Annotated in this window: 19 protein-coding genes; 10 read left to right on the forward strand and 9 right to left on the reverse strand. The window is 69.7% G+C overall.

Features of this window, described 5'->3' with window-relative positions; all coding sequences use genetic code 11:
* Positions 1 to 3 precede the first annotated feature (3 nt).
* Entirely contained in the window at positions 4 to 870 is an 867-nt protein-coding gene (locus LF262_RS09365; RefSeq protein WP_235780034.1) for a DNA-formamidopyrimidine glycosylase family protein, read from the forward strand.
* A 46-nt stretch (positions 871 to 916) separates the two neighbouring features.
* On the opposite strand, the gene mgtA is transcribed toward LF262_RS09365, so the two are convergent.
* From mgtA to LF262_RS09380, 3 genes are read right to left on the reverse strand one after another with little or no spacing between them, the layout of a single operon-like run.
* The gene (mgtA, locus tag LF262_RS09370; protein ID WP_235780035.1) at positions 917 to 3,646 is read right to left on the reverse strand and encodes a magnesium-translocating P-type ATPase; all 2,730 of its coding nucleotides are present in this window, start codon (positions 3,644 to 3,646) and stop codon (positions 917 to 919) included.
* A 36-nt stretch (positions 3,647 to 3,682) separates the two neighbouring features.
* Positions 3,683 to 4,396: an SRPBCC family protein gene (locus tag LF262_RS09375; protein ID WP_235780036.1), complete on the reverse strand. Its 714-nt coding sequence runs from the start codon at positions 4,394 to 4,396 to the stop codon at positions 3,683 to 3,685.
* Positions 4,393 to 5,022 (reverse strand): ArsR/SmtB family transcription factor, encoded by a 630-nt coding sequence (locus tag LF262_RS09380; RefSeq protein WP_235780037.1) that lies wholly within the window; start codon positions 5,020 to 5,022, stop codon positions 4,393 to 4,395. The genes LF262_RS09375 and LF262_RS09380 overlap by 4 nt, the downstream gene beginning before the upstream one ends.
* Before the next feature lie 119 nt (positions 5,023 to 5,141).
* On the opposite strand from LF262_RS09380, the gene LF262_RS09385 reads away from it, so the two are divergent.
* Both LF262_RS09385 and LF262_RS09390 read left to right on the forward strand, forming a co-directional pair.
* Complete coding sequence (locus LF262_RS09385; protein WP_235780038.1) at positions 5,142 to 5,819, forward strand: hypothetical protein; 678 nt, start codon at positions 5,142 to 5,144, stop codon at positions 5,817 to 5,819.
* A gap of 124 nt (positions 5,820 to 5,943) precedes the next feature.
* Complete coding sequence (locus tag LF262_RS09390; RefSeq protein WP_308190515.1) at positions 5,944 to 6,624, forward strand: response regulator; 681 nt, start codon at positions 5,944 to 5,946, stop codon at positions 6,622 to 6,624.
* A 28-nt stretch (positions 6,625 to 6,652) separates the two neighbouring features.
* Here LF262_RS09390 and LF262_RS09395 read toward each other — a convergent pair whose 3' ends face one another.
* Positions 6,653 to 8,344, reverse strand: a complete 1,692-nt coding sequence (locus LF262_RS09395) for a GAF domain-containing sensor histidine kinase (protein WP_235780039.1) — start codon at positions 8,342 to 8,344, stop codon at positions 6,653 to 6,655.
* A 189-nt stretch (positions 8,345 to 8,533) separates the two neighbouring features.
* Between LF262_RS09395 and LF262_RS09400 the strand changes: the two genes are divergently transcribed.
* Together LF262_RS09400 and ppsA are read left to right on the forward strand one after the other, a co-directional pair.
* Positions 8,534 to 8,944, forward strand: a complete 411-nt coding sequence (locus LF262_RS09400; RefSeq protein WP_235780040.1) for a four-helix bundle copper-binding protein — start codon at positions 8,534 to 8,536, stop codon at positions 8,942 to 8,944.
* Positions 8,945 to 8,948: 4 nt separating this feature from the next.
* Positions 8,949 to 11,378 carry a phosphoenolpyruvate synthase gene (ppsA, locus tag LF262_RS09405; RefSeq protein ID WP_235780041.1) on the forward strand — a complete coding sequence of 810 codons (2,430 nt, stop codon included), beginning with the start codon at positions 8,949 to 8,951 and terminating at the stop codon, positions 11,376 to 11,378.
* Positions 11,379 to 11,476: 98 nt separating this feature from the next.
* On the opposite strand, the gene LF262_RS09410 is transcribed toward ppsA, so the two are convergent.
* Entirely contained in the window at positions 11,477 to 11,902 is a 426-nt protein-coding gene (locus LF262_RS09410) for an Hsp20/alpha crystallin family protein (RefSeq protein ID WP_235780042.1), read from the reverse strand.
* Between the two features lie 125 nt (positions 11,903 to 12,027).
* A complete protein-coding gene (gene ppc / locus LF262_RS09415; protein ID WP_235780043.1) occupies positions 12,028 to 14,904 on the reverse strand; it encodes a phosphoenolpyruvate carboxylase in 2,877 nt (958 codons plus the stop codon).
* Positions 14,905 to 14,953: 49 nt separating this feature from the next.
* Between ppc and LF262_RS09420 the strand changes: the two genes are divergently transcribed.
* From LF262_RS09420 to LF262_RS09430, 3 genes are read left to right on the forward strand one after another with little or no spacing between them, the layout of a single operon-like run.
* Positions 14,954 to 15,904, forward strand: coding sequence for a pseudouridine synthase (locus LF262_RS09420; protein WP_235780044.1), 951 nt, complete (start codon positions 14,954 to 14,956; stop codon positions 15,902 to 15,904).
* A 32-nt stretch (positions 15,905 to 15,936) separates the two neighbouring features.
* Positions 15,937 to 16,455 carry an O-acetyl-ADP-ribose deacetylase gene (locus LF262_RS09425; RefSeq protein WP_235780045.1) on the forward strand — a complete coding sequence of 173 codons (519 nt, stop codon included), beginning with the start codon at positions 15,937 to 15,939 and terminating at the stop codon, positions 16,453 to 16,455.
* A gap of 1 nt (position 16,456) precedes the next feature.
* Entirely contained in the window at positions 16,457 to 17,125 is a 669-nt protein-coding gene (locus tag LF262_RS09430; protein WP_235780046.1) for a DedA family protein, read from the forward strand.
* A 19-nt stretch (positions 17,126 to 17,144) separates the two neighbouring features.
* On the opposite strand, the gene LF262_RS09435 is transcribed toward LF262_RS09430, so the two are convergent.
* Genes LF262_RS09435 through LF262_RS09440 form a run of 3 tightly spaced genes read right to left on the reverse strand, consistent with a single transcriptional unit; the run spans position 17,145 to position 18,986 of the window.
* Complete coding sequence (locus LF262_RS09435; RefSeq protein ID WP_235780047.1) at positions 17,145 to 17,450, reverse strand: hypothetical protein; 306 nt, start codon at positions 17,448 to 17,450, stop codon at positions 17,145 to 17,147.
* A 44-nt stretch (positions 17,451 to 17,494) separates the two neighbouring features.
* Positions 17,495 to 17,596 carry an MFS transporter small subunit gene (locus LF262_RS17270; RefSeq protein ID WP_443729155.1) on the reverse strand — a complete coding sequence of 34 codons (102 nt, stop codon included), beginning with the start codon at positions 17,594 to 17,596 and terminating at the stop codon, positions 17,495 to 17,497.
* Between the two features lies 1 nt (position 17,597).
* Positions 17,598 to 18,986 (reverse strand): OFA family MFS transporter, encoded by a 1,389-nt coding sequence (locus tag LF262_RS09440; protein ID WP_235780048.1) that lies wholly within the window; start codon positions 18,984 to 18,986, stop codon positions 17,598 to 17,600.
* Positions 18,987 to 19,138: 152 nt separating this feature from the next.
* Between LF262_RS09440 and LF262_RS09445 the strand changes: the two genes are divergently transcribed.
* Positions 19,139 to 19,786 carry a LysE family translocator gene (locus tag LF262_RS09445; RefSeq protein ID WP_235780049.1) on the forward strand — a complete coding sequence of 216 codons (648 nt, stop codon included), beginning with the start codon at positions 19,139 to 19,141 and terminating at the stop codon, positions 19,784 to 19,786.
* Positions 19,787 to 19,826: 40 nt separating this feature from the next.
* Positions 19,827 to 20,654 (forward strand): DUF1684 domain-containing protein, encoded by an 828-nt coding sequence (locus LF262_RS09450; protein ID WP_235780050.1) that lies wholly within the window; start codon positions 19,827 to 19,829, stop codon positions 20,652 to 20,654.
* Positions 20,655 to 20,674 lie beyond the last annotated feature (20 nt).

Raw genomic sequence — 20,674 nt, forward strand, 5'->3', positions numbered from 1 at the left:
TCCGTGCCTGAGGGCGACAACGTCTACCAGGCCGCCCAGAAGATGCACAGGGCCCTCGCGGGCAAGCGCCTCGCGGCGAGCGACTTCCGGGTTCCCGGCTTCGCGACTCTGGACCTCGCCGGCTGGACCGTTCTCGAGGTCGTCTCCCGAGGCAAGCACCTGCTGCACCGGCTCGCTCCACCGGTGACCGAGGACGGGGACACGGGGCCTGGACCGCACGACGGCGCGGGGCGGCTCAGCATCCACTCGCACCTGTCCATGGAGGGCAGTTGGCAGGTGTATGCCCCCGGCCAGAGGTGGCGGAAACCTGGCCACACGGCGCGCGTGGCGCTCACGGCCGAGGACGGCACGGGGGCGGTCGGCTTCTCCCTCGGCCTGCTCGAGGTGATCCCGACCGTCGAGGAGAACGCCGCGGTCGGGCATCTCGGGCCCGACCTCCTGGGCCCGGACTGGGACCCCGCCCGTGCGGAAGCGAACCTGCGCGCGGATCCCGGCCGGGCCGTGGGCCTCGCGCTCCTGGACCAGCGGAACCTGGCCGGGATGGGCAACATCTACCGCTGCGAAGTGTGCTTCCTCAGCCGCGTCCATCCCGCGACGCCCGTCGAGAACGTCCCGGACCTCGCCGGCATAGTTGCCCTGGCAAAGAGGCTCCTCGAGGCGAACAAGGCACGGCCACGCAACACGGTGGGCGGGTTCGGTCCGCGCAACGGCACGTGGGTCTACGGCAGGACGGGCCAGCCGTGCCTGAGGTGCCGCACGCGGATCGAGCACGGCACGCTTGCCGAACCCACTCCCGGCACCGGGACGCGTATCGGGGAGACGCGCGAACGGGACATCTGGTTCTGCCCGAGCTGCCAGCCGCTCCGCTGACTCTTCCCTCTTGGGAGAACGCCTCTGGGGGAGAACGCCTCTGAGGCTAGCGGCGCCCGGCGGCGACCCCGTGCCCCGGCGGGCGGCGGAACTTCGCCCTGCCCGTGTGCACGAGGAACGGCACAGCGCGACGATGGACCCGGGACCGGCCGTGGTGCAGGCCCACGGCCCGGGCGGCTGCGCGGGCCTCGGCCCGACCGGGGGCCTCGCGTCCGGCGCGGGCATCCTCCGCCCGGTAGTAGAAGTACTTGGCGATCTCCACGAGCACCAGATACAGGAGCACCATGCCCACCAGCGCGAGGAAGAAGTCCGCGGGGAGCGGCGAGAAGCCGACGAGCTCGCCGATCGGCGTGTACGGGAGCACGGCACCGATCGCCACCACGGCCAGGACACTCGCGGTCAGCGCCGCCGATGCGCGGGAGCGGACGAAGGGGATGCGCCGCGTACGGATCACGAAGACGATGAGCGTCTGCGTGGCAAGGGACTCGACGAACCAGCCCGCACGGAACTCCTCGGGGGCGGCCTGGAAGACCCACAGCATGAGCCCGAACGTGGCGAAGTCGAACAGCGAGGAGATCGGCCCGAACGCGATCATGAACCGCCGGATGCCGCCAATGTCCCAGTGGGCCGGCTTGCGCAGCTGCTCGCGGTCCACCTTGTCGGTGGGGATGGAGAGCTGGCTCGAGTCGTAGAGCAGGTTGTTGAGCAGGATCTGTCCGGGGAGCATGGGCAGGAACGTGAGGAACGCGCTCGCCGCGGCGGCGGAGAACATGTTGCCGAAGTTGCTGCTCGTGCCCATGAGCAGGTATTTGACCGTGTTGGCGAAGATGCGCCGGCCGCCCATGACCCCGTCCGCGAGCACGCCGAGGTCCTTCTCGAGGAGCACGACGTCGGCGGCGTCCTTCGCGACGTCGGTCGCCGAATCGACGGAGATGCCGACGTCGGCGCGGTTGAGGGCGAGGGCGTCGTTGACGCCGTCGCCGAGGAACCCCACGGAGTGGGTGCGGCGCAGGACCGTGACGATCCGGGCCTTCTGCTCGGGCGAGACTCGCGCGAACACCCGGGCGCCGGCGGCAGCGGCGGCGAGGGCGCCGTCGTCCATCGCCTCGATCTGGGTCCCGGTGAGCACCGTCCCTGGCGTCATCTTCAGCACTGACGTGACGTGCTCGGCGACGAGGGCGTTGTCCCCCGTTGCGATCTTGACGTCGACGGAGAGGCTGGCGAGCCTCGCGAGCGATGCGCGGGCGTCGTTCTTGGGCCTGTCGATGAAGCTGAGGTATCCGGCGAGCGTGAGCGGCCCGGCGTCGTCGTGCGCCGCAGTGTCCGGGGCTGCGGCCTCGGCTGGCCCGCTCGCCACGGCAACGACTCGCGCGCCCCTGCAGAACAGCGCCTCGAGGGCTACACGGTCCGCGTCGGTGACGCCGGCGCAGGCCTCGAGGACGGCCTCGGGGGCGCCTTTGAGGATGTGCACCGGAGCGCCGCCCGGCTGGTCCGGCGCGACGACGGTCTCCATGGTCCGGGTCTCGTGGTCGAAGGGCCGCAGCGACATCCGGCGCCGGCCCCCCAGGCTCGCGGGCAGGTCCGGGAACGCCTCCCAGAGAGCCGCGTCCACGGGGTTCTGGCCCGCGCCCGAGGCGCCCGGTTCGCCCGGGTCGACCTCGCAGCACAGCATCGCGAGCTCAGTGAGCCGCCTCGCGCCGTCGCCCGTGGGAGGGCCTGCGGGGACTGCTTCCTCGAAGCCGATCCTCCCCTCGGTCAGCGTGCCGGTCTTGTCGGTGATGAGCACATCGAGGTTGCCGAGGTCCTCGATCGCGAGCAGCCGCTTGACGAGCACCCCGCGCTTGCCCAGCAGCCGGGAGCCGGCGGCGAGGGACGTGCTCACGACGGCGGGCAGCAGCTGGGGCGTGATGCCCACCGCAATCGCGAGGGAGAACAGGACCGAGTCGAGGAACGGACGCTGCAGGATCAGGTTGATCACGAGGATCCCCACGGTGAGGAATACCCCGACCCACAGGAGCATGAGCGAGAACTCCTTGAGCCCGCGCTGGAAGGAGGTCTCTGGGAGCCCCTGCGCGAGTCCGGCAGCGATCCGGCCGAACTCGGTGTCGCGGCCCGTGGCGGTGACGACGGCGCGCGCGGACCCGGCGTGGACCACGGTGCCCATGAGGAGGGAGTCTGTCAGGTCCGCGAGGTCCGACCCGGCCGGGACCGGATCCCCGGACTTCTCCACGGCGGCCGACTCGCCGGTGAGCACGCCCTCGTCCGTCTCGAGGCCCACGGCGTCCAGCACGCGGGCGTCCGCGGGAACGATGTTGCCCAGGCCCACGCGAATGAGGTCTCCCGGGACCAGTTCGCGAACGGGCAGCTGGCGCTCGGAGCCGTCGCGCACCACGACGACGGTGTGGCTGATCCGCTCGTGCAGGTCCGCGGCGGTCTTCTCGGCGCGGAACTCGTTGGCGAAGCCGAGCAGGGCGCTGCCGAGGAGGATGGCGACGATGATGGACGCATTGAGGTGGTCCCCTGTGGCGAAGGACATGGCCGCGGCTCCCACGAGGAGCGCCTGGAGCGGGCTGGCGAACTGCCGCACCAGCACGTGGAACCAGCTCACGCGCCTCGCCTCGAGGACGTTGGCGCCGTCGGCGAGCCGGCGCGCCGCCTCGGCTCCGGAGAGCCCTTGCGCGGAGGTCCCCAGTGCGGCAAGCACGGCCTGCGCGGGCATGGCCGCGGCCTCGGCTGCCGGGATCTGGACCCGTTCGGAGACGGTATCGACGCTCACGGGGTCATGCTACGCGGCACAGATGGCAGTTCTGGACTACGCGTACAGCTTCTCCAGGTACGCTCGCCACGCCTCGGCGTGCTGGTCTGCGCGCGACGCCCGTACAGCCTCCGACGCGGAGTCGAGCGAGAAGTCGTGCACGGTCAAGCCCACGCGGTCACCAAAGAGATTGCGCCCGAAGACGCGCACCATCGCATCGCCCGTGCGCAGGCCGAGGAAGTACTCGTTCGCGTAGTCCACAGTGGCCTCGACGGGCCCCAGTACCGGCAGGTCGAGCTCCTTCTTCTCGCCTGGGATCACACCGACCAGCCCGAAGGCGGCGAGGAAGCGCTCGAAGGCGTCCGGGGCAATCGAGCCGTCCGGTCCCCGGACCTCCACGTAGACCACGGTGCGCCCGTCGAAGTTCGCGAGGTACTGTCCCAGAGTGTGGAGGTAGAACAGGGTGTGCTTGGCGGCGCCGTCGTACTGCTGCTCCCAGTTGTCGGTGAGCACGCCCGAGTGGACGTAGTGCAGGTGGGTCCCTTCCGGTCCGGGGGTGAGGACGTGCTCAAGCTGGTTGAACCAGCCGTCGGGCCCCTCCATGCGGGTCACGAGATGGCTGGGGTACTCGTCGACAGTCCGGACGGAGGGCCACTGGTCGGTGGGGAACATCCACGCTGCAGTGTCCTCAGTGATCGCCTTCCAGATCTGCTCCGGCGATGCGGCCAGGACCACGTCCTGGACGATCTCGAACGGATGTTGCTCGGTCATGGCTGGATCTCCTTGTCTGGGGTGCCGGGCGCGGGGACGTCCGGGGGCTCCTTGAGGGTGGGGTGGAGGGCGACGACGAGCCGGTGCCTGCGCCCGCCCGCCGCCCCAGGTTCGTGGTACTTCGCGGCGAGCGTGGCCACCTCGGCGCCCAGCTCGGCCGCGAACGCCGCCCGCGAGGCGGCGGACGCGAAGGTGATCTCGCCGTCGACCGCGTAGGTGGCGAGCTGCTGCTTGGCCGAGGCAGCGCCCGAGATGAGCCTGCCTACCTCGCCCACCATGCGCGAGGCGAGGGCCAGGAGCCAATAAGCGCTGAACCGGTCCCTCACCTGCGCGGGATCCGGCTGGACGACGGCGAGCGCCTCCGGCGATATGACGTAGGACGCCGCCGTGGCCTGCAGGACACGCTCCATGACGTTGCCCTTGCGCCGTTCCTGGACGAGGGTCACGAGCCCGTGCTCCTCGAGCGCCCTCAGGTGGTAGTTCACCTTCTGCCGCGGCAGCCCCAACCTGGCGGCGAGCCCGGAGGCGGACGACGGCGCGGCCAGCTCCCGCAGCAGCCTCGCCCTGAGCGGGTCGAGACTCGCGGCCGCTGCCGCCGCATCCTCGATCACGATGACGTCCTGCATGTCTCCAGTTGACTACCGACGAATTAATTTGTCAAGGAGATTCTAGAAGTCGGTGTTGCGGTGGGCGTACCCTCGAATCAGCTACCGGCTGGGAGGCAGCGTACCCACGAGGAGCAGCCATGCGCGACGACACCATGACCTCGCTTGGACATCTCCCGGCCGACGGCCCTGCCGCCCTCGCCGCGTACACCGCGGCCGGCCTTGGCGCTTTGGCGGTGGCCAGCTTGGCGGCGATGTACGCGGTCGAGGTCCCCCGCGGAGGTCCATACGTATTCGGCGGGATCAACGACTTCACTGGGGGCCTGTTCTACCTCGCAACCATTCCGCCCATCCTCCAGATCCAGCGTCGACTCGGCCGCGGCCCTCGGACCCGGGCCGGAACGGTGGCCGTTGTGGTGTGCTCGGCCGCCGCTGCCGCGAGCGGCGTCCTGCTGTCCTTGCATCTCATCGGCTTCGGCCCCTCGACCGCCGTGAGCGTGGCCGGGATCGTGGCCCAGGCCGCGTGGGCGGCGCTCGCGAACCACAGACTGCTCCATCACCCCAGGTACCCCCACAGGCTGGCCATGGCCGGCCGGGCGATCGGGCTGGGCATGCTCGCGGCCCTGCCGATCATAGGAGCGGGCTACCTCGCAAGCGGTGTGCCTGCGCTCCAGATGACCCTGTACGCTGCGGGCGCGGCCCTGGGTGTCGTCGCATACCTCGGATGGCCCTTGTGGCTTTTCACGGCGGGGCGCTATCTGGCCGGGCACGGGGAGAGGGCCCACCGGAGGGGGCCCGCTTCCGCCCGCCCGGTGTGAGGAGCCAGCCGGGAAGCGGCGACGGCCGAGCGGCGGGCTAGAACAGCCCTAAGTCCCTAGGCGCCCTGATTGAGGCGAGCAGAGAATGGGAAGGTCAGCTGGGAAACAGGGAGAGGGTCGCACCGTGCACCGTGAAACGCCTGCCGAATCCGCCAAGCCGGGAGCTCTGCGCGTCTTCATCCTCGATGACCATGAACTCGTGCGCCGCGGCCTCCAGGAACTGCTCGAGGCCGAAGGGTTCGAGGTTGTGGGGACGTCAGGCACAGCCGCAGAGGCAACACGCCGAATCCCGGCCCTCAAGCCGGACGTTTCCGTCCTCGACGTCCGCCTCCCCGATGGCACGGGGATCGAGGTCTGCCGCGACGTCCATGCGGTCGACCCCACCCTGCCCTGCATCATGCTCACGAGCTACGACGACGAGGACTCCCTGCGCGGGGCGATCCTCGCCGGCGCCAATGGCTACGTCCTCAAGGAGATCCGGGGCACGGAACTGATCACGGCGCTGCGACGCGCAGCCGGCGGAGAGTCGCTGTTCGATCCGGCCCTCAAGGCCAAGGTCCTCGCCGGGTTCGCGCCCCGTGAGGAAGAGGTGACGGATCCCCGGCTCGCCCTGCTGAGCCCGCAGGAGCGCCGCGTCCTCGCGCTCATCGGCGAAGGCCTGACCAACCGGGAAATCGGCGAGAAGCTCTTCCTCGCGGAGAAGACCGTCAAGAACTACGTCTCGTCCCTCCTGTCCAAGCTCGGCTACGAACGGCGGACACAAGCGGCGCTGTTCATCGCCCGGAACTCCCCCCACGGACACTGACCCTCAGCGCGGCGAGCGGTGGGGTACCTCACCGCGAGTTGAGTGGAACAGCCCACCGAAGCCGAGTGCCGCCGTCCTCCGCGGGACCGAGCTCGAAGCTGCCGCCGAGCGCGGCGGCCCGCTCCTCGACGTTCTTGAGCCCGCTGCGGCGCGTGACCTCACCCAGGCCTCGGCCATCGTCAGCCACCACGAGCTCGAACTCACCGTGGGCCACCGACACGGTGACCCACAGCGAGTCCGCCCGCGCATGCCGAACCACATTGGACACGCTCTCGGTGAGCACGGCGAGGGCCTGATCCCCCACGGCAACGGAGACGGCAGTGTCGATGGGGCCGAGGAGCTCGACGCGGGGCGTGGTGGGCAGTTCCTCGGTACGCTCCTGGACCACCCTGACCAGGCGCGCACTCAGGCTGTCGCCGCTCCTGGCCTCATTCAGCGAGTAGATGGTGCTGCGCAGTGCGGCGATGGTCTCGTCGAGCTCCCCCGTGATCGAATCGATCTTCTCGGCGGCCCGCCCGGCGTCCGCCCCCTGGCCCACGAACCGCCGGAGGCCCTGCAGGCTCAGGCCTGCCGCGAACAGGCGCTGGATGACCACGTCATGGAGGTCGCGGGCTATGCGGTCCCGGTCGGTGAAGACGAGGAGCTCCTCGCGCTGCCGGTGCTGGCGGGCCACCTGGAGGGCAAGGGAGGCGTAGGCGCAGAACGCCGGCGCCATCTCGAAGTCCACTACGGAGTAGGGGTCCGGGTGCAGGCGGCCGAAGACCGCGGCGCCGGCGTCCTGCCCCGACTGTCCGCACGGGACCACGAGAACGTGCCGGATCGGAGTGTCGGGACCCAGGACTTCGGTGCCGGTCAGGAGCAGGGCCTCGCCCGCGACGGAGACCTTGGCGGCGACAGTGAGGGCGCCGGCCCGCGCCACCTCGTCGAAGGCATCCTTCGCCGGCCCAGCCACGGCACGCCATTCGTGGCCCATTCCGGCGCCCCGCGGCCTCAGGATCGCCACGAGGTCTGACTCGGATATGGTCAGGGCCTGATCGGCGATGAGCTCGCTTCCGGTCGACGGGTCATCGAGGCCGAGGACCTTTCCGGCGGCCTCCATGCTGGCCTCGCGCCACTGCTGGCGCCGGGCGATGTTCGAGAAGAGGCGCGCGTTCTCGATCGCCACTCCGGCCGCAGCGGCGAGGGCTACCACGAGGTCCTCGTCCTCGGCGTTGAAGTCCTCGCCGTTCGCCTTCTCGGTCAGGTAGAGGTTGCCGAACACCGCGTCGCGGACGCGGACCGGCACGCCGAGGAACGTCTTCATCGGCGGGTGATTCGCGGGGAACCCGTAGGAGTCCGGGTGGGAGCCGAGGTCGTGGAGGCGGATCGGCTGTGGCTCGCGGATGAGCAGGCCGAGGACACCGTGCCCGGTAGGCCTCGGACCGATCTTCTTCACGGTCTCCTCGTCGAGGCCCACCGTCACGAAGAGGCTCAAGTGCGTGCCGTCCGGACCGAGCACGCCGAGCGCCGCGTACTTCGCGCCAACGAGTTCCTGCGCCGAGGCCACCACTCGCTCGAGGACCGCCTCGAGCGTGAGCTCCTCCGCGATGGATACGACCGCCGCGAGCAGCCCGCGCATGCGCTCCTGGGTCTCAAGCAGTTCATGGGCGCGTGAGACGAACTGGCGCAGCAGGTCCTCGATCCGGCTCGTCGCGCTGTCGGGTTTGCCCGCATCTTCCATTGGCACCTTCACTGTCCCTCACCCCAGGCTCAGTATGCCCAGATCACCTCTGGCTGCTCCACCTCCCGCGCCAGTATTTCGGCGCTGATCAGGACCAAAGACTCTCGCGGAGCAGCTGGTGCGACGCAAGCATGGGGTGAGGAGCGGCGTCGCCCGTCCCGGCATCACGCAAAGATCCAGGAGCACCGCATGTCACACGCCCGCCAGGCCCTAGTAGTCCACCCCGCCGCGCCGGACATGGACGAATCCCAGCGAACGGCCCTGAGCGAGTGCATCGATGCAGCACTCGCCTGCGGCCAGGCCTGCACCACCGGCGCGGACGCCTGCCTCGAGGAACCGGGCGTGACGCACCTGCGCCACCTGATCCGGGCCCAGCAGAACTGTGCGGCCATGTGCTCGGCCACGGCACAGATCCTCTCGAGGTTCGGCTCCGACTTCGGCCCCACCCCGGCCTCCGTGCTCCGCGCCCTCGACGACGTGGCTGCGCTGTGCGAGGACGTGTGCGGCGTGTATGCGGGGGCCTACGCCCACTGCAGGGTGGCCGCCGAATCCTGCGCCCGGGTGCGGGTCGCCGCCGCCGCGATGCTGGCCCTGGACTGACGCCGTGTCCGCGCCGTCCAGTCCCGGAACGCCGCTCGTCCTCACGTTCGAGGAGGTCGGCCTCGCCGACCTGGCCCGAGTCGGAGGGAAGAACGCCTCTCTGGGGGAACTCACCCGGCACCTCCGGGAAGTCGGCGTCGCCGTCCCTGAGGGCTTCGCCACGACCGCGGCCGCGTACCGCCTCTTCGTCGACGCGAACAGGATCCGGGATTCCCTGGCCGACCTGCTCTCCGCATTCCGCGCAGAGCAGGCAAGCCTGAGGCGCACCGGCGCAGCCGCCCGGGACCTCTTCCTCTCGGGGAGCTTCCCCGAGGAGCTCGCGACGGCGGTGCGCGCCGCGTACCGCGACCTCGCCGCCCGGGTGGGGCGGGACCAGCCGTCCGTGGCCGTGCGGAGCAGCGCGACCGCGGAGGACCTGCCCGAGGCAAGCTTCGCGGGGCAGCAGGAGACCTTCCTGAACGTGGTGGGCGAGGACGAGCTGATCGACGCGTGCCGTCGGTGCTTCGCCTCGCTCTTCACTGACCGTGCCATCACCTACCGGGAACTGCGCGGGATCGACCACCTCGACGTCGCGCTCTCGATCGGCGTGCAGCGCATGGTCCGCTCCGATCTGGCCGGTTCAGGAGTCATGTTCTCCCTCGACACCGAATCCGGCTTCCCCCGGATGGTGGAGATCAGCGCCGCCTGGGGCCTGGGCGAGACCGTGGTGCAGGGCACGGTAAATCCGGACTCGTACGAGGTTTTCTCGCCATTGTTGGCCCAAGCAGGGGCCCGACCCATCATCTCCCGCACGGCCGGGGCCAAGGAGGGCAAGCTCGTCTTCGCCGGGGGCTCGGGGACGGAGATGCTCGAGACGTCCCCTGCGGAGCGCGCCGGGTTCGTGCTCGACGACGACGAGATCCTCACGCTCGCCCGATGGGCCGTCGCCGTGCAGGAGCACTACGGCCGGCCGATGGACATGGAATGGGCCAAGGACGGAGAGACACGCGAGCTGTTCATGGTCCAGGCGCGGCCCGAGACCGTGCAGGCACGGCGTGGCACCTCGGCGTTCCGGGTCCACCACCTGACGGGAACCGGGCCCGTCCTTGCCCACGGCGCGGCGATCGGGGACGCCGTGGCGTCCGGCGAGGCGTGCGTCATTGCGGACCCGTCCCAGATCGCGACCTTCCGCGACGGCGCAATCCTCGTCACCACCATGACGGATCCTGACTGGGTGCCGATCATGAAGCGCGCCTCGGGAATCGTGACAGACCATGGCGGCCCCACGAGCCACGCAGCGATCGTGAGCCGCGAGCTTGGCGTGCCGGCCGTCGTGGGGACCGTGAGCGGCACCACATCGATCACGGACGGGGAGCCGATCACGGTCTCGTGCGCCCAGGGCGCGGAGGGCCTCGTGCTCGGCGGGCTCGTCCCGTTCGAGGTGGAGGACGTGGATGTCGGGGCGCTGCCGGAGACCCGAACCCACATCATGGTGAACCTCGCCGACCCCTCGGCAGCATTCCGGTGGTGGCGCCTGCCCGCCTCCGGCGTGGGGCTCGCGCGCATGGAGTTCGTCATCAGCAACCTCATCCGCGTGCACCCGATGGCCCTCGTGCATCCCGAGCGGGTCGAGGATCCCAGTGAGCGGGAGGAGATCGAGGAGCTCACCCGCGGCTACGCCGACCCGACAGAGTACTTCGTGGAGCGGCTGGCGACGGGCATCGCCAAGATCGCCGCACCCTTCCACCCTGGTCCCGCGATCGTGCGGCTGAGCGACTTCAAGACCAACGAGTACGCAGGACTGCTCGGGGGCGCCGCCTTCGAGGATGCCGAGGAGAACCCCATGCTCGGCTTCCGCGGTGCCTCGAGGTATTACGACGACCGCTACAAGGAGGGTTTCTCCCTCGAGTGCCGGGCCCTGAAGAGGGCGCGGGAGGGGCTCGGGTTCGCGAACGTGATTGTCATGGTGCCCTTCTGCCGCACACCGGGGGAGGCTGATGCCGTGCTGGCTGCGATGGCCGAGCACGGGCTGGCCCGCGGAGAGAACGGACTCAAGGTGTACATGATGTGCGAGATCCCCTCGAACGTGGTGCTCGCCGAACAGTTCGCCTCCCGATTCGACGGGTTCTCCATCGGGTCCAACGACCTCACTCAGCTCGTTCTCGGCGTGGACCGCGACTCAGAGCGGCTCGCGTCCCGGTTCGACGAGCGCGATGAGGCGGTCACCACGATGATCGCCGAGGCCATCCGGAAGTCCCACGAGGCCGGAATCCCCATCGGCATCTGCGGCCAGGGCCCGAGCAACCATTCGGACTTCGCCGAGTTCCTCGTCGGTGAGGGCATCGACTCCATCTCCCTCAACCCGGACAGCGTGCTGCGCACAGTGCCCATCATCGCCGCTGCAGAGGACCGCACGAAGGCAGGGGCAGCCGCTAAGGCAGAGGCAGCCGGGTGAGCACGCGTTTCGCACGCACGACGGGTGCCCGACCCATGTGGGTCGGGCACCCGTCGTCGCACGTGCCCCGATGAGGTGCCGGCGGCCCCGGCCTGGTGTCAGCCGCGGGTCACCTGCACTTTGGACGTGGTCGGAGTCGGCGGGGTGGGGGGAACGGGCACGCGGACCTCGAGCACCCCGTCCTTGTACGAGGCCGTCACAGACTCAGCCGTGACGCCCTCGGGCAGAGGGAGAGACCGTGAGAATGAGCCGTAGCGGAACTCGGAGCGGTAGGAGTCCTTCAACTTCTCTTCCGTCTTCTCCTCGCGATGCCCGCTGATGTGCAGGGAACCTTCGGAGATGCTCACATCGACGTCCTTCTCAGGGTCGATTCCCGGCATTTCCGCCCGGACCACGAGCGAATCGCCTTCACGGACCTCCTCGACCTTGATAGCAGTGCTCGAGGTGTCGCCTTCGAAGAACTTCTCCAGGAGTTCGAACGGCCGCCTGCTGCGCGGATCAAGCCAGTGGGCAAGTTCGGACATGGGTCATCACCTTCCTCGATCGGCGGGCCCCTGGCAGGCCCACCCCTCACCTAGCCTGCAACGGATGAGGGCCGGTTGGAAGGGCCGATAGTCCTACGGGCGGCTGTGGGCGGAGCGCCAGGCGCCTAACCGGTGTTGCGCAGCCCCGCGGCGACTCCGTTGATCGTGATGAGCAGTGCGCGCTGGAGCTGGCCGGCGAAACCGGGCCCGCCGGCGTCGTGCGCGCCCTCTCGTGCGCCCTCTCCGGCGGCGCCGGCCCGGAGGCGCCGGAGCAGTTCGACCTGGAGGTAGCTGATGGGGTCGAGATACTGGTCGCGGATCTCCAAGGTGCGCTTGAGGGTTGGAGCTGTGGCGAGGAGCTCGTGCCCGCCCGTAAGGCGTAGGACCTCGGCTACCGTGAGCTCGTACTCGGCGCGAATCGACTCGAAGACGTGGTGCAGCTTGGGCGGGACGAGGGACGTCACATAGTACGAGGCGATCTCGAGGTCCGTCTTGGCCAGGGTCATCTCAACATTCGAGATGACGGACTGGAAGATGGGCCACCGCTCCTGAAGCTCGCGCAGCTCGCGGTCCTTGCCGGCCTCCCGCGCGGCGCGCAGACCCGAACCAACGCCGAACCAGCCGGGGATGATCTGCCGCGACTGCGTCCAGCCGAACACCCACGGGATGGCCCGCAGTCCGGGCAGCCCCTCGATCCCCTCCGTCGCAGTCTCCGGATCGGGCCGCTGGGCAGGCCGCGATCCGATGTTGAGTTCGATGATCTGCTCAACGGGGGTCGAGGCGATGAAATACGCCGGCAGGTCAGGATCGTCCACGAGGGCTCGGTAGCGCGCGAACGCCGCGTCCGAGATGAGGTCCATGAGCTCGCTGTAGCGGTCGCGCACATCATCGCTGATGCGCGGCAGGCGGTGGAGCGCCGAAGCGCGCATCACGGCGGCGAGCGCGAGCTCGAGGTTGTCCCGCGCGAGCTCAGGCAGAGAGTACTTGTCGCTGATCACCTCGCCCTGCTCGGTGAACTTGATCTCGCCCTCGAGGACGCCGTTGGGCTGGGCCATGATCGCCTCGTACGTCGGCCCGCCGCCGCGGCCCACCGATCCCCCGCGGCCGTGGAACAGCCGCAGGCGCACGCCGTGCCGGGCCGCGACGTCGCGGAGCTGGCGTTGCGCCTTGTGGATCTCCCACTGGCTCGTGAGCACCCCGGACTCCATGTTGGAGTCCGAGTACCCGAGCATGACCTCCTGCACATCCCCGCGCAGCCCCACGATCTCCCGGTACGCGGGCTCCGAGAGCAGGTCGTCGAGGATCTCCGCGGCGCCACGCACCTCCTCGAGGGTCTCGAGGAGCGGGGCGAACCCGATGTGCGCGTACGGCTCCTCGCCGTGAAGCCGCACGAGCCCGGCCTCTCGGGCCAGCAGCGCGGGCGCCAGCACGTCGTCGGCCCCCCGAGTGACCGACACGATGTACGTCTCGATGACGTCCGGGCCCAGGAGCCGCCGCGCCTGCCGGACCACGCGCATCGTCTCGTACACGCGGCCGGCGTGCCCCGGCAGCACGATGGGGTGTGCGGACACGGGGCGGCGCGAGCCGAGCTCCGCGGCCAGAACCTTCCGGCGCTCCTCGCGCGGCAGTTCAGCGTAAGGGCGGCCGAGCTCCGCGAGCGGATCGAGCAGGAGCCCCACGGCTTCGTGGTGGTACTCGGCGTGCTCGCGGATGTCGAGGGTCGCGAGGTGCAGCCCGAACGAGGCGAGGACGCGGCGCGCGGTGGCCAGCACGCCGTCGGCGGCCAGGGGCGCGTGGGCCCGCAGCGAGCCCTCGATCACGTCCAAATCCGCGGCCAGCTGCCCGGAGTTGACATAGTCGCGGCCCGGCTCATGCGGGGTGCCGGAGGCGACCCGACGCGCTGTATTGAGGAGCTTGGCCTTGATACACGTGAGCTTGAGCCGATACGGCTCACGGGCGTTGAGCTCCAGGACGCGCGGATCCAGACCCGGGAGCCTGTCCAAATCACTCCGGATCGACTCCTCCAGTTCGGGATCGACCGGGGCGATCGCCTGCGAGTTGGAGAGAGTGCTGATGAGCTCGTCGATGATGCCGACGGCAATCCGCACCGCATGCTGGTTCTGCAGCCTCAGGATCTCGCGTGTCACCTCGGGAGTCACGTTGGGGTTGCCGTCCCGGTCCCCGCCGATCCATGAGCCGAAGCGCAGCGGCGCCCGGCCCGTCGGAAGGCTGACGCCATGCTCGGCAAGGAGCCCGGCGAGCTCGTCGAGCACCTCGGGAAGAGCGCCCGCCAGGACCTCGCCGAGGTAGTACACAGCGTTGCGCGCCTCGTCGATCGGGGCGGGGCGGACGTGCCGGATCTCATCCGTCTGCCACATCTGGTCGATCAGCTCGGACAGGTGGCGGTCCTGACGACGGCGCAGCTCGGTTCCCTCGGCGGAGGGCACCGCGAGGATACCCTCGATCGCGCGCAGTTTGTCCAGGACCGACCGGCGCGACGCCTCCGTAGGATGTGCGGTGAACACCGGACGGACATCGAGCGTGTCCACGACATCCTGGAGCACGGCGGGGCCAGCCTGCTCGGCAATGTCGCGGACCGCGGAAGCCAGCCACGCGTCGTCGTCCGCCACCGCACCGAGCTCGCGGACGCGGTGGAGCTGCTCAGCGGCGTTGGCGAGGTGGAAGTAGAACGCGAACGCGCGCACGAGATCGGTCGCCTCGTCCAGCGGCAGGGAGGAAAGGAGCTCGCGGACCTGTTCGGCGACGTCGGCCGCGTTCCATGGGCCCAGCGCGCCCGCTCCCCCGCGGCTGGCCTCCTTGGACTCCTTGGTCAGGAGGCGGACCTCCTCGACGAGGCGCAGGAGCCCGGGCCCATGCTGGCGCACGAGGGACTCGCCCAACAGCGTCGAAACGCGGCGGACGTCGGCTCTCAGTTCTGCCGCCGGACCAGCGGCGGCAGCGGCGCCGGTGCGGGCATCTGGCAGGTCGGCGGGCACGGTCATGGCCTCCAGCGAATAGGGTTCCAGCGCACAACGCTACCCTTGATGGGTGATGAAATCCCCCCTCCCCGTGCGCAACGGCGTCAACGCCACGCGCCTGCGCCTGCCAGCGGAGGGACCATGGGACACCGCACTGGACTACATGCTGCACCGCTGGGGGCACATCGACCCCGAGGGGATCCTCGAAAGGTTCGACGGCGGCGAGATCGTCGCCGCCGACGGCTCACCGCTGTCCCGGGACACCCCTCTCGAAGAGCACACCTTCATCTGGTACTACCGCACGCTGCCGGCCGAGGTGCGCCTTCCGGTCGAGGTCTCGGTGCTCTATCGGGACGAGCACGTGGTGGTCGCCGACAAGCCCCATTTTCTCCCCACCACGCCCGGCGGCACGTACATCCAGGAGTCGGCCCTCGTGCGGCTGCGGAATGAGCTGGACCTGCCTGACCTCGTTCCCATGCACCGCCTCGACCGGATGACCGCGGGCGTCCTCCTGTTCTCCGTCAGCCCCGAGACTCGCGGGCGGTACCAGGTCCTGTTCGAGCGGCGGGCGGTGCAGAAGGAGTACGAGTGCGTCTCACGCTTGGACCTGGCCGGCGGCGCGCACGACGCCGGGTGGGCTGCCCAGCGGTTCCGCTCGCCCGCCGTCGTGCGGAATCGAATGGTGAAGTCGCGCGACTACCTGCTCGCCGCGGTGGTGCATGGGGAGCCGAACGCCGAGACGCGTGTGAGCCTTGAACGGGTGGGCGGACCGGCCGATGCGCCGCGGGCGCTGTTCCGGCTCGAGCCGCACACCGGCAAGACCCATCAGCTGAGAGTGCACATGGCTGGGCTCGGGGTGGGGATCATGCACGATCCGTTCTATCCTGTGCTCCGCGACAAGGCCCCCGACGACTACTCCCGGCCGCTCCAGCTCTTGGCCCGAGGCATCCGGTTCCGCGACCCCATGTCAGGGCGGGATGTCGAGTTCCGCAGCGAGCTGACGCTCCAGGAGACCCCCGCCTGACGTTGGGGGGTCTCTTGGCGCACACTTAGTCCATGCGGATCGAGATCGTCGAGGGCGACATCACCACACGCCGGGTCGACGCGGTCGTCAACGCGGCAAACTCCTCCCTCCTCGGCGGCGGGGGCGTGGACGGAGCAATCCACCGAGCGGCCGGCCCGGAACTGCTCGAAGCGTGCCGGGCCCTCCGCCGCACACGCCTGCCAGAAGGCCTCCCGGTGGGCTCGGCCGTGGCGACCCCCGGCTTCCGTCTGCCCGCGCAATGGGTGATCCACACGGTGGGGCCCAACTGGAACGCGGGACAACGGGACCCGGAACTGCTCGCCTCCTGCTTCGCCGAGAGCCTCGCGGTGGCGCGCGAGCTCGGCGCGGCATCGGTCGCGTTCCCCGCGATCTCAGCTGGAATCTACGGGTGGGACCGGAACGTCGTGGCCACCACAGCGGTCGAGACCGTGCAGAGTGCGCCGGACGGGAGTGTCGAGACCGTGGAGTTCGTCCTGTTCGGCGCGACCACCGCCGCGGCCTTCGCCGCCGCCCTTCACCGGGCCAGCTGAGATGGACGCCGCCCTGATTGAAGGGCTCACCGGACCTTGGGCGCTGGCTTGGCTTGTGCTCATGATCGTGGCCGACGGATTCTTCCCGCCCGTGCCGTCCGAAGTTGCCCTGATCGCCGCCGGCGGCGCGGCCGCCGAGGGACGGCTGAGCCTGCCGGTCCTCATCGCACTCGGAGCACTTGGCTGCTGGCTCGCGGACCTGGCCGTGTACCTCCTCTTCAGGTACCGGCTCACGGGTCTGCTCGACCGCGTCGGCTGGGGCAAGCGGATCCACAGCACACTCCACACGGCGGTCGAACGGTTTGGCAGCACCTCGACCTATGGCGCTATCGTCGGCATTCGCTTTCTCAGCGGCGGCCGACTGGCCGCGAGCGCGACCTCGGGGGTTGCCGAGGTACCACTGCGGGGATACGCCGCGGCGTCCGCCGTGGGAAGCGTCCTCTGGTCGGCCTGGCACGTGGGGCTTGGATACGTCACCGGGACCGCGACCGGCCTCCCCTTCTGGGCGAGTGCACTCATCGGATCCGGCATCGGCCTCACGGTCGCACTCGTCTTCGGGGCCGCCGTGGCGGCCCGGCAGCGCCGGCTCGGCGCCGGAGCCCGCCGGACTCGTGGGTTTCGACACAACTCAGAGCCGATTCCCCCCGAAAACGGACCGACCGCGCCCTGAGCTGTGCAGTTTCCCACTGCTACACCGGCACCCACGCTCCCCGACGCCGACGGAGCACCTGGAGCCGGCCTGTGGTCGCGACGTCCTCCACAGCGTCCTGGACCGCAAGGGCGGCGTGTCGCGCTGCGGCGACCTCGGCATCGTCGTTCTCCGCCTCGACTAGGAACCGCAGCGTGATCTGGGGGACGCCGCGGACCACGTTGATCTGGTGCGCCTCCACGTGGTGCATCGAGTCGAGTGCCTCTCGCGCGGCTTCCATGACCCGCTCCGGTGCGTAGCCGGGACGGAGGCCCGTAATCTGCAGGACGGCGCGGTAGCTGGGCATGCGGCCTACGGTACTGCAGCCGGGGAGCCCGGTAGCCGCGGGCGTTAGCCGAACAGGTCAGCCACCTTCATGAGCGTGGTCGCGACCCCGAAGAGGAGCGGCAGGCCCACAAGGGCCCAGACGATGACAAGGCGTGCAGTCTTCAAGTCAGCTCTCCTTCTTTGCGCCCGTGGTGGTGGGCTCCTGCGGCTCGTGGAATCTCTCGTTCACCGGCCGGATGAGCAGGTTCGCGATGAACCCGACAACCAGCAGGCCCACCATGATCAGCAGCGCCGGCTGGTAGGCGGCGGCGTTGAGCTTGCCTGGTGTTCCCTGCGAGTCGAGCACCCCGTTGATGATCAGCGGACCCACGACGCCGGCGGCGGACCAGGCGGTGAGGAGGCGGCCATGGATGGCCCCCACCTCGAGGGTGCCGAAGAGGTCGCGCAGGTATGCAGGCGCCGTGGCGAACCCGCCGCCGTAGAACGAGATGATGATGAACGCGAAGAGCACGAACAGGGCTGTGGCCGTGTGCCCGGCGAAGGCCAGCAGCACATACAGGACTGCACCCACGCCGAGGTAGCCCATGTACATGCGCTTGCGGCCGATCACGTCCGACGTTGCCGACCACGCGAAGCGCCCGGCCATATTGCCGATCGAGAGGAGCCCGACGAACCCGCCCGCCACGGACGCCGCCACAAGCGACTTCCCGCTCGGCTGTCGGAAGAAGTCCTGGATCATCGGGGCGGCCTGCTCGAGGATGCCGATTCCGGCCGAGACGTTGCAGAACAGCGCCGTCCACAGGAGCCAGAACTGCGGGGTCTTGATCGCTTTGGCGGCCCGGACGTTGGCGGTGGTGATGAGGGCGTGGGTGCGGACCAAGGCCGGGTCGAAGCCCGCGGGCGCCCAGCCGGGCGGCGGGACCTTGATGGTGAAGGCCCCGAAGAGCATGTATGCCAGATAGATCACGGCGAGCGAGAGGAACAGCTTGCCCACTGCGTCGCCGCTCGCCACCCCGCCGGGTGCCGCTGAGGCGGAGTCGTAGGCGTTCAGGAGCGCCGTGGAGAGCGGGCTCGCGATGAGCGCCCCGCCTCCGAAGCCCATGATCGCGAGGCCCGTGGCGAGGCCCGGGCGGTCGGGGAACCACTTGATGAGCGTCGAGACCGGCGAGATGTAGCCGATGCCGAGCCCGATCCCCCCGATCACCCCGTACCCCAGGTACACGAGCCACAGCTGGCGGGTGAAGATGCCCATGGCGCCGACGAGGAAGCCGCCCGCCCAGAACACTGCGGCCACGGCCATGGCCTTGCGGGGCCCATTATGGTCCACCCACGTGCCCATGATGGCCGCGGAGAGGCCGAGCATCACGATTGCCACCGAGAAGATGACCCCGATCTCGGTCAGGCTAGCGCCGAAGTGCTTGACCAGGGCGGTCTTGTACACGCTCGTCGCATACGCCTGGCCGATGCACAGGTGCACCGCGAGCGCTGCGGGGGGGATGAGCCACCGGTTAAATCCTTCTGGGGCAACGCTGTGCGCCCGGTCGAGCCACGCCATCGGGGTCCTCCTGTCTCAGCCCGGCCCTGCCGCAGCTGTTCCGATTAAGCTAGCGGTCCACGAGTGACTTTCGTCACTTTTGCGCCGAGCGGTAGCTGCGGTGCGGCGAACGGTGCTGAGGAAGCGGCGTCGTCCGCCGATATCCTTGGACGATGACCCTGACCGATTCCCTCCTCGGCTTCGCCGCCATCGCCGCACTCATCACAGTGCTGCCGGGGACAGACACCGCGCTTGTGCTGCGGTACACGATCAGCCAGGGCCGGCGCCACGCGTATACGGCCGCGCTGGGCATGATCACGGGGGCGTTCGTGTGGGGTGCCGCCGCCGCGACCGGGGTGTCCGCGCTGCTCACGGTCTCAGAGGTCGCGTACAACGCCCTGCGGGTCGCCGGCGCCCTCTACATGCTGTGGCTGGCGGTGGGCCTGTGGCGGGCCTCGTTCGCGAAGCGCGACGGCGAGCTGCCGCCCGGCGCCCTCCCTCCCCACAGCCTCGAGCCACTACGGCGAACGTGGACCAAGGGCTTCGTCTCGAACATCCTCAATCCCAAGTACGGCATGTTCTGCATCGCCGTCATCCCGCAGTTCCTCGTTCCTGGCGTGCCGTCGGTGTGGATGGGGCTCCTGCTCTCGGTCGTGGCGAGCATCGAGGCCATCCTGTGGTTCGTGGCCATCGTGGCCGCGGCGCGCTTCTTCAGCCGGTGGCTCAACGGCGTCACGTTCCGCAAGTGGATCGACCGGGTGACCGGGACGGCGCTGGGGGCGTTCGGCGTCGCCGCGATCCTCGAGACGCGCCACGCCTGAGAGCGGGAATATCGCCGGGGCGCGGGGCTTTTTCAGAAGCATGACCGACTCCACCGCCACCCGGACCACCGAGGCCCAGCTTGCCCGCTGGCGCCGCTTCCGCGACAACCGCAACGCGGCGCTCGCCGCGGAGCACGGCTGGCTCACGCTGACCTCGTTCCAGTGGCTCGAGCCCACGCCATCCCCCATGGAGCTAGTGCCGGGGCTGTGGTCCTTCTCCGCGGAGGGCGGGCGCACGACGGCGGTACTCACCGCGCGTGCCTCCGACGGCTTGGCCCTCGCGGACTCCGGTGAGCCGGTCGGCGGGACGATCACCGCCGAGCTCGCGGACGAGGAGTCGCTGAACTGGGTGCAGGCCGGCACGATCGTCGTGGAGCTCGCGATGCGCGCCGACCGGTACGCCATCCGCACCCGGGACTCGGCGTCGCCGACCCTCACAGAATTCATGGGCGTCCCGGTGTTCGACTACGCACCGGATTGGGTCGTGGAAGCCCAGTGGGAGCCGTACCCCGAGCCGCGGGACGTGCCCATCTCCACGGCGAATCCCCTCGTGGACGGCGTGCACCGCTCCGCCGGCGAGGTGGTGTTCCACCGTAATGGGCACGAGTACCGGCTCCAGGCCGAGCAAGGCAGGCTCGGGGAGCTGACCATCACGTTCCACGACGAGACCAACGGCCGGACCACCGATGACTGGCGCAAGGTGGAGACGCCCCGACCCCGCCCCGATGGCACGGTGGTGCTGGACTTCAACCGCGCCATCAACTACCCGAGCGCCTTCACGCCGTACGGGACGTGCCCCATGCCGGTGCGGGGGAACTCCCTGGACCTCGCCGTCGAAGCGGGCGAGAAGAGCCCCGACCCCGTCTGATGCGGGGTCACATCCCAACG

Origin of the sequence: Sinomonas notoginsengisoli (assembly GCF_021554725.1) — a bacterium.
Classification (GTDB): domain Bacteria; phylum Actinomycetota; class Actinomycetes; order Actinomycetales; family Micrococcaceae; genus Sinomonas; species Sinomonas notoginsengisoli.

Bases quoted from the DNA above. Each gene is read 5' to 3' on its own strand.
- LF262_RS09375 (WP_235780036.1), bottom strand. From the start codon at position 4,396: ATGACCGAGCAACATCCGTTCGAGATCGTCCAGGACGTGGTCCTGGCC.
- LF262_RS09380 (WP_235780037.1), bottom strand. From the start codon at position 5,022: ATGCAGGACGTCATCGTGATCGAGGATGCGGCGGCAGCGGCCGCGAGT.
- LF262_RS09385 (WP_235780038.1), top strand. From the start codon at position 5,142: ATGCGCGACGACACCATGACCTCGCTTGGACATCTCCCGGCCGACGGC.
- LF262_RS09395 (WP_235780039.1), bottom strand. From the start codon at position 8,344: ATGGAAGATGCGGGCAAACCCGACAGCGCGACGAGCCGGATCGAGGAC.
- LF262_RS09400 (WP_235780040.1), top strand. From the start codon at position 8,534: ATGTCACACGCCCGCCAGGCCCTAGTAGTCCACCCCGCCGCGCCGGAC.
- LF262_RS09410 (WP_235780042.1), bottom strand. From the start codon at position 11,902: ATGTCCGAACTTGCCCACTGGCTTGATCCGCGCAGCAGGCGGCCGTTC.
- ppc (WP_235780043.1), bottom strand. From the start codon at position 14,904: ATGACCGTGCCCGCCGACCTGCCAGATGCCCGCACCGGCGCCGCTGCC.
- LF262_RS09420 (WP_235780044.1), top strand. From the start codon at position 14,954: ATGAAATCCCCCCTCCCCGTGCGCAACGGCGTCAACGCCACGCGCCTG.
- LF262_RS09425 (WP_235780045.1), top strand. From the start codon at position 15,937: ATGCGGATCGAGATCGTCGAGGGCGACATCACCACACGCCGGGTCGAC.
- LF262_RS09430 (WP_235780046.1), top strand. From the start codon at position 16,457: ATGGACGCCGCCCTGATTGAAGGGCTCACCGGACCTTGGGCGCTGGCT.
- LF262_RS09435 (WP_235780047.1), bottom strand. From the start codon at position 17,450: ATGCCCAGCTACCGCGCCGTCCTGCAGATTACGGGCCTCCGTCCCGGC.
- LF262_RS09440 (WP_235780048.1), bottom strand. From the start codon at position 18,986: ATGGCGTGGCTCGACCGGGCGCACAGCGTTGCCCCAGAAGGATTTAAC.
- LF262_RS09445 (WP_235780049.1), top strand. From the start codon at position 19,139: ATGACCCTGACCGATTCCCTCCTCGGCTTCGCCGCCATCGCCGCACTC.
- LF262_RS09450 (WP_235780050.1), top strand. From the start codon at position 19,827: ATGACCGACTCCACCGCCACCCGGACCACCGAGGCCCAGCTTGCCCGC.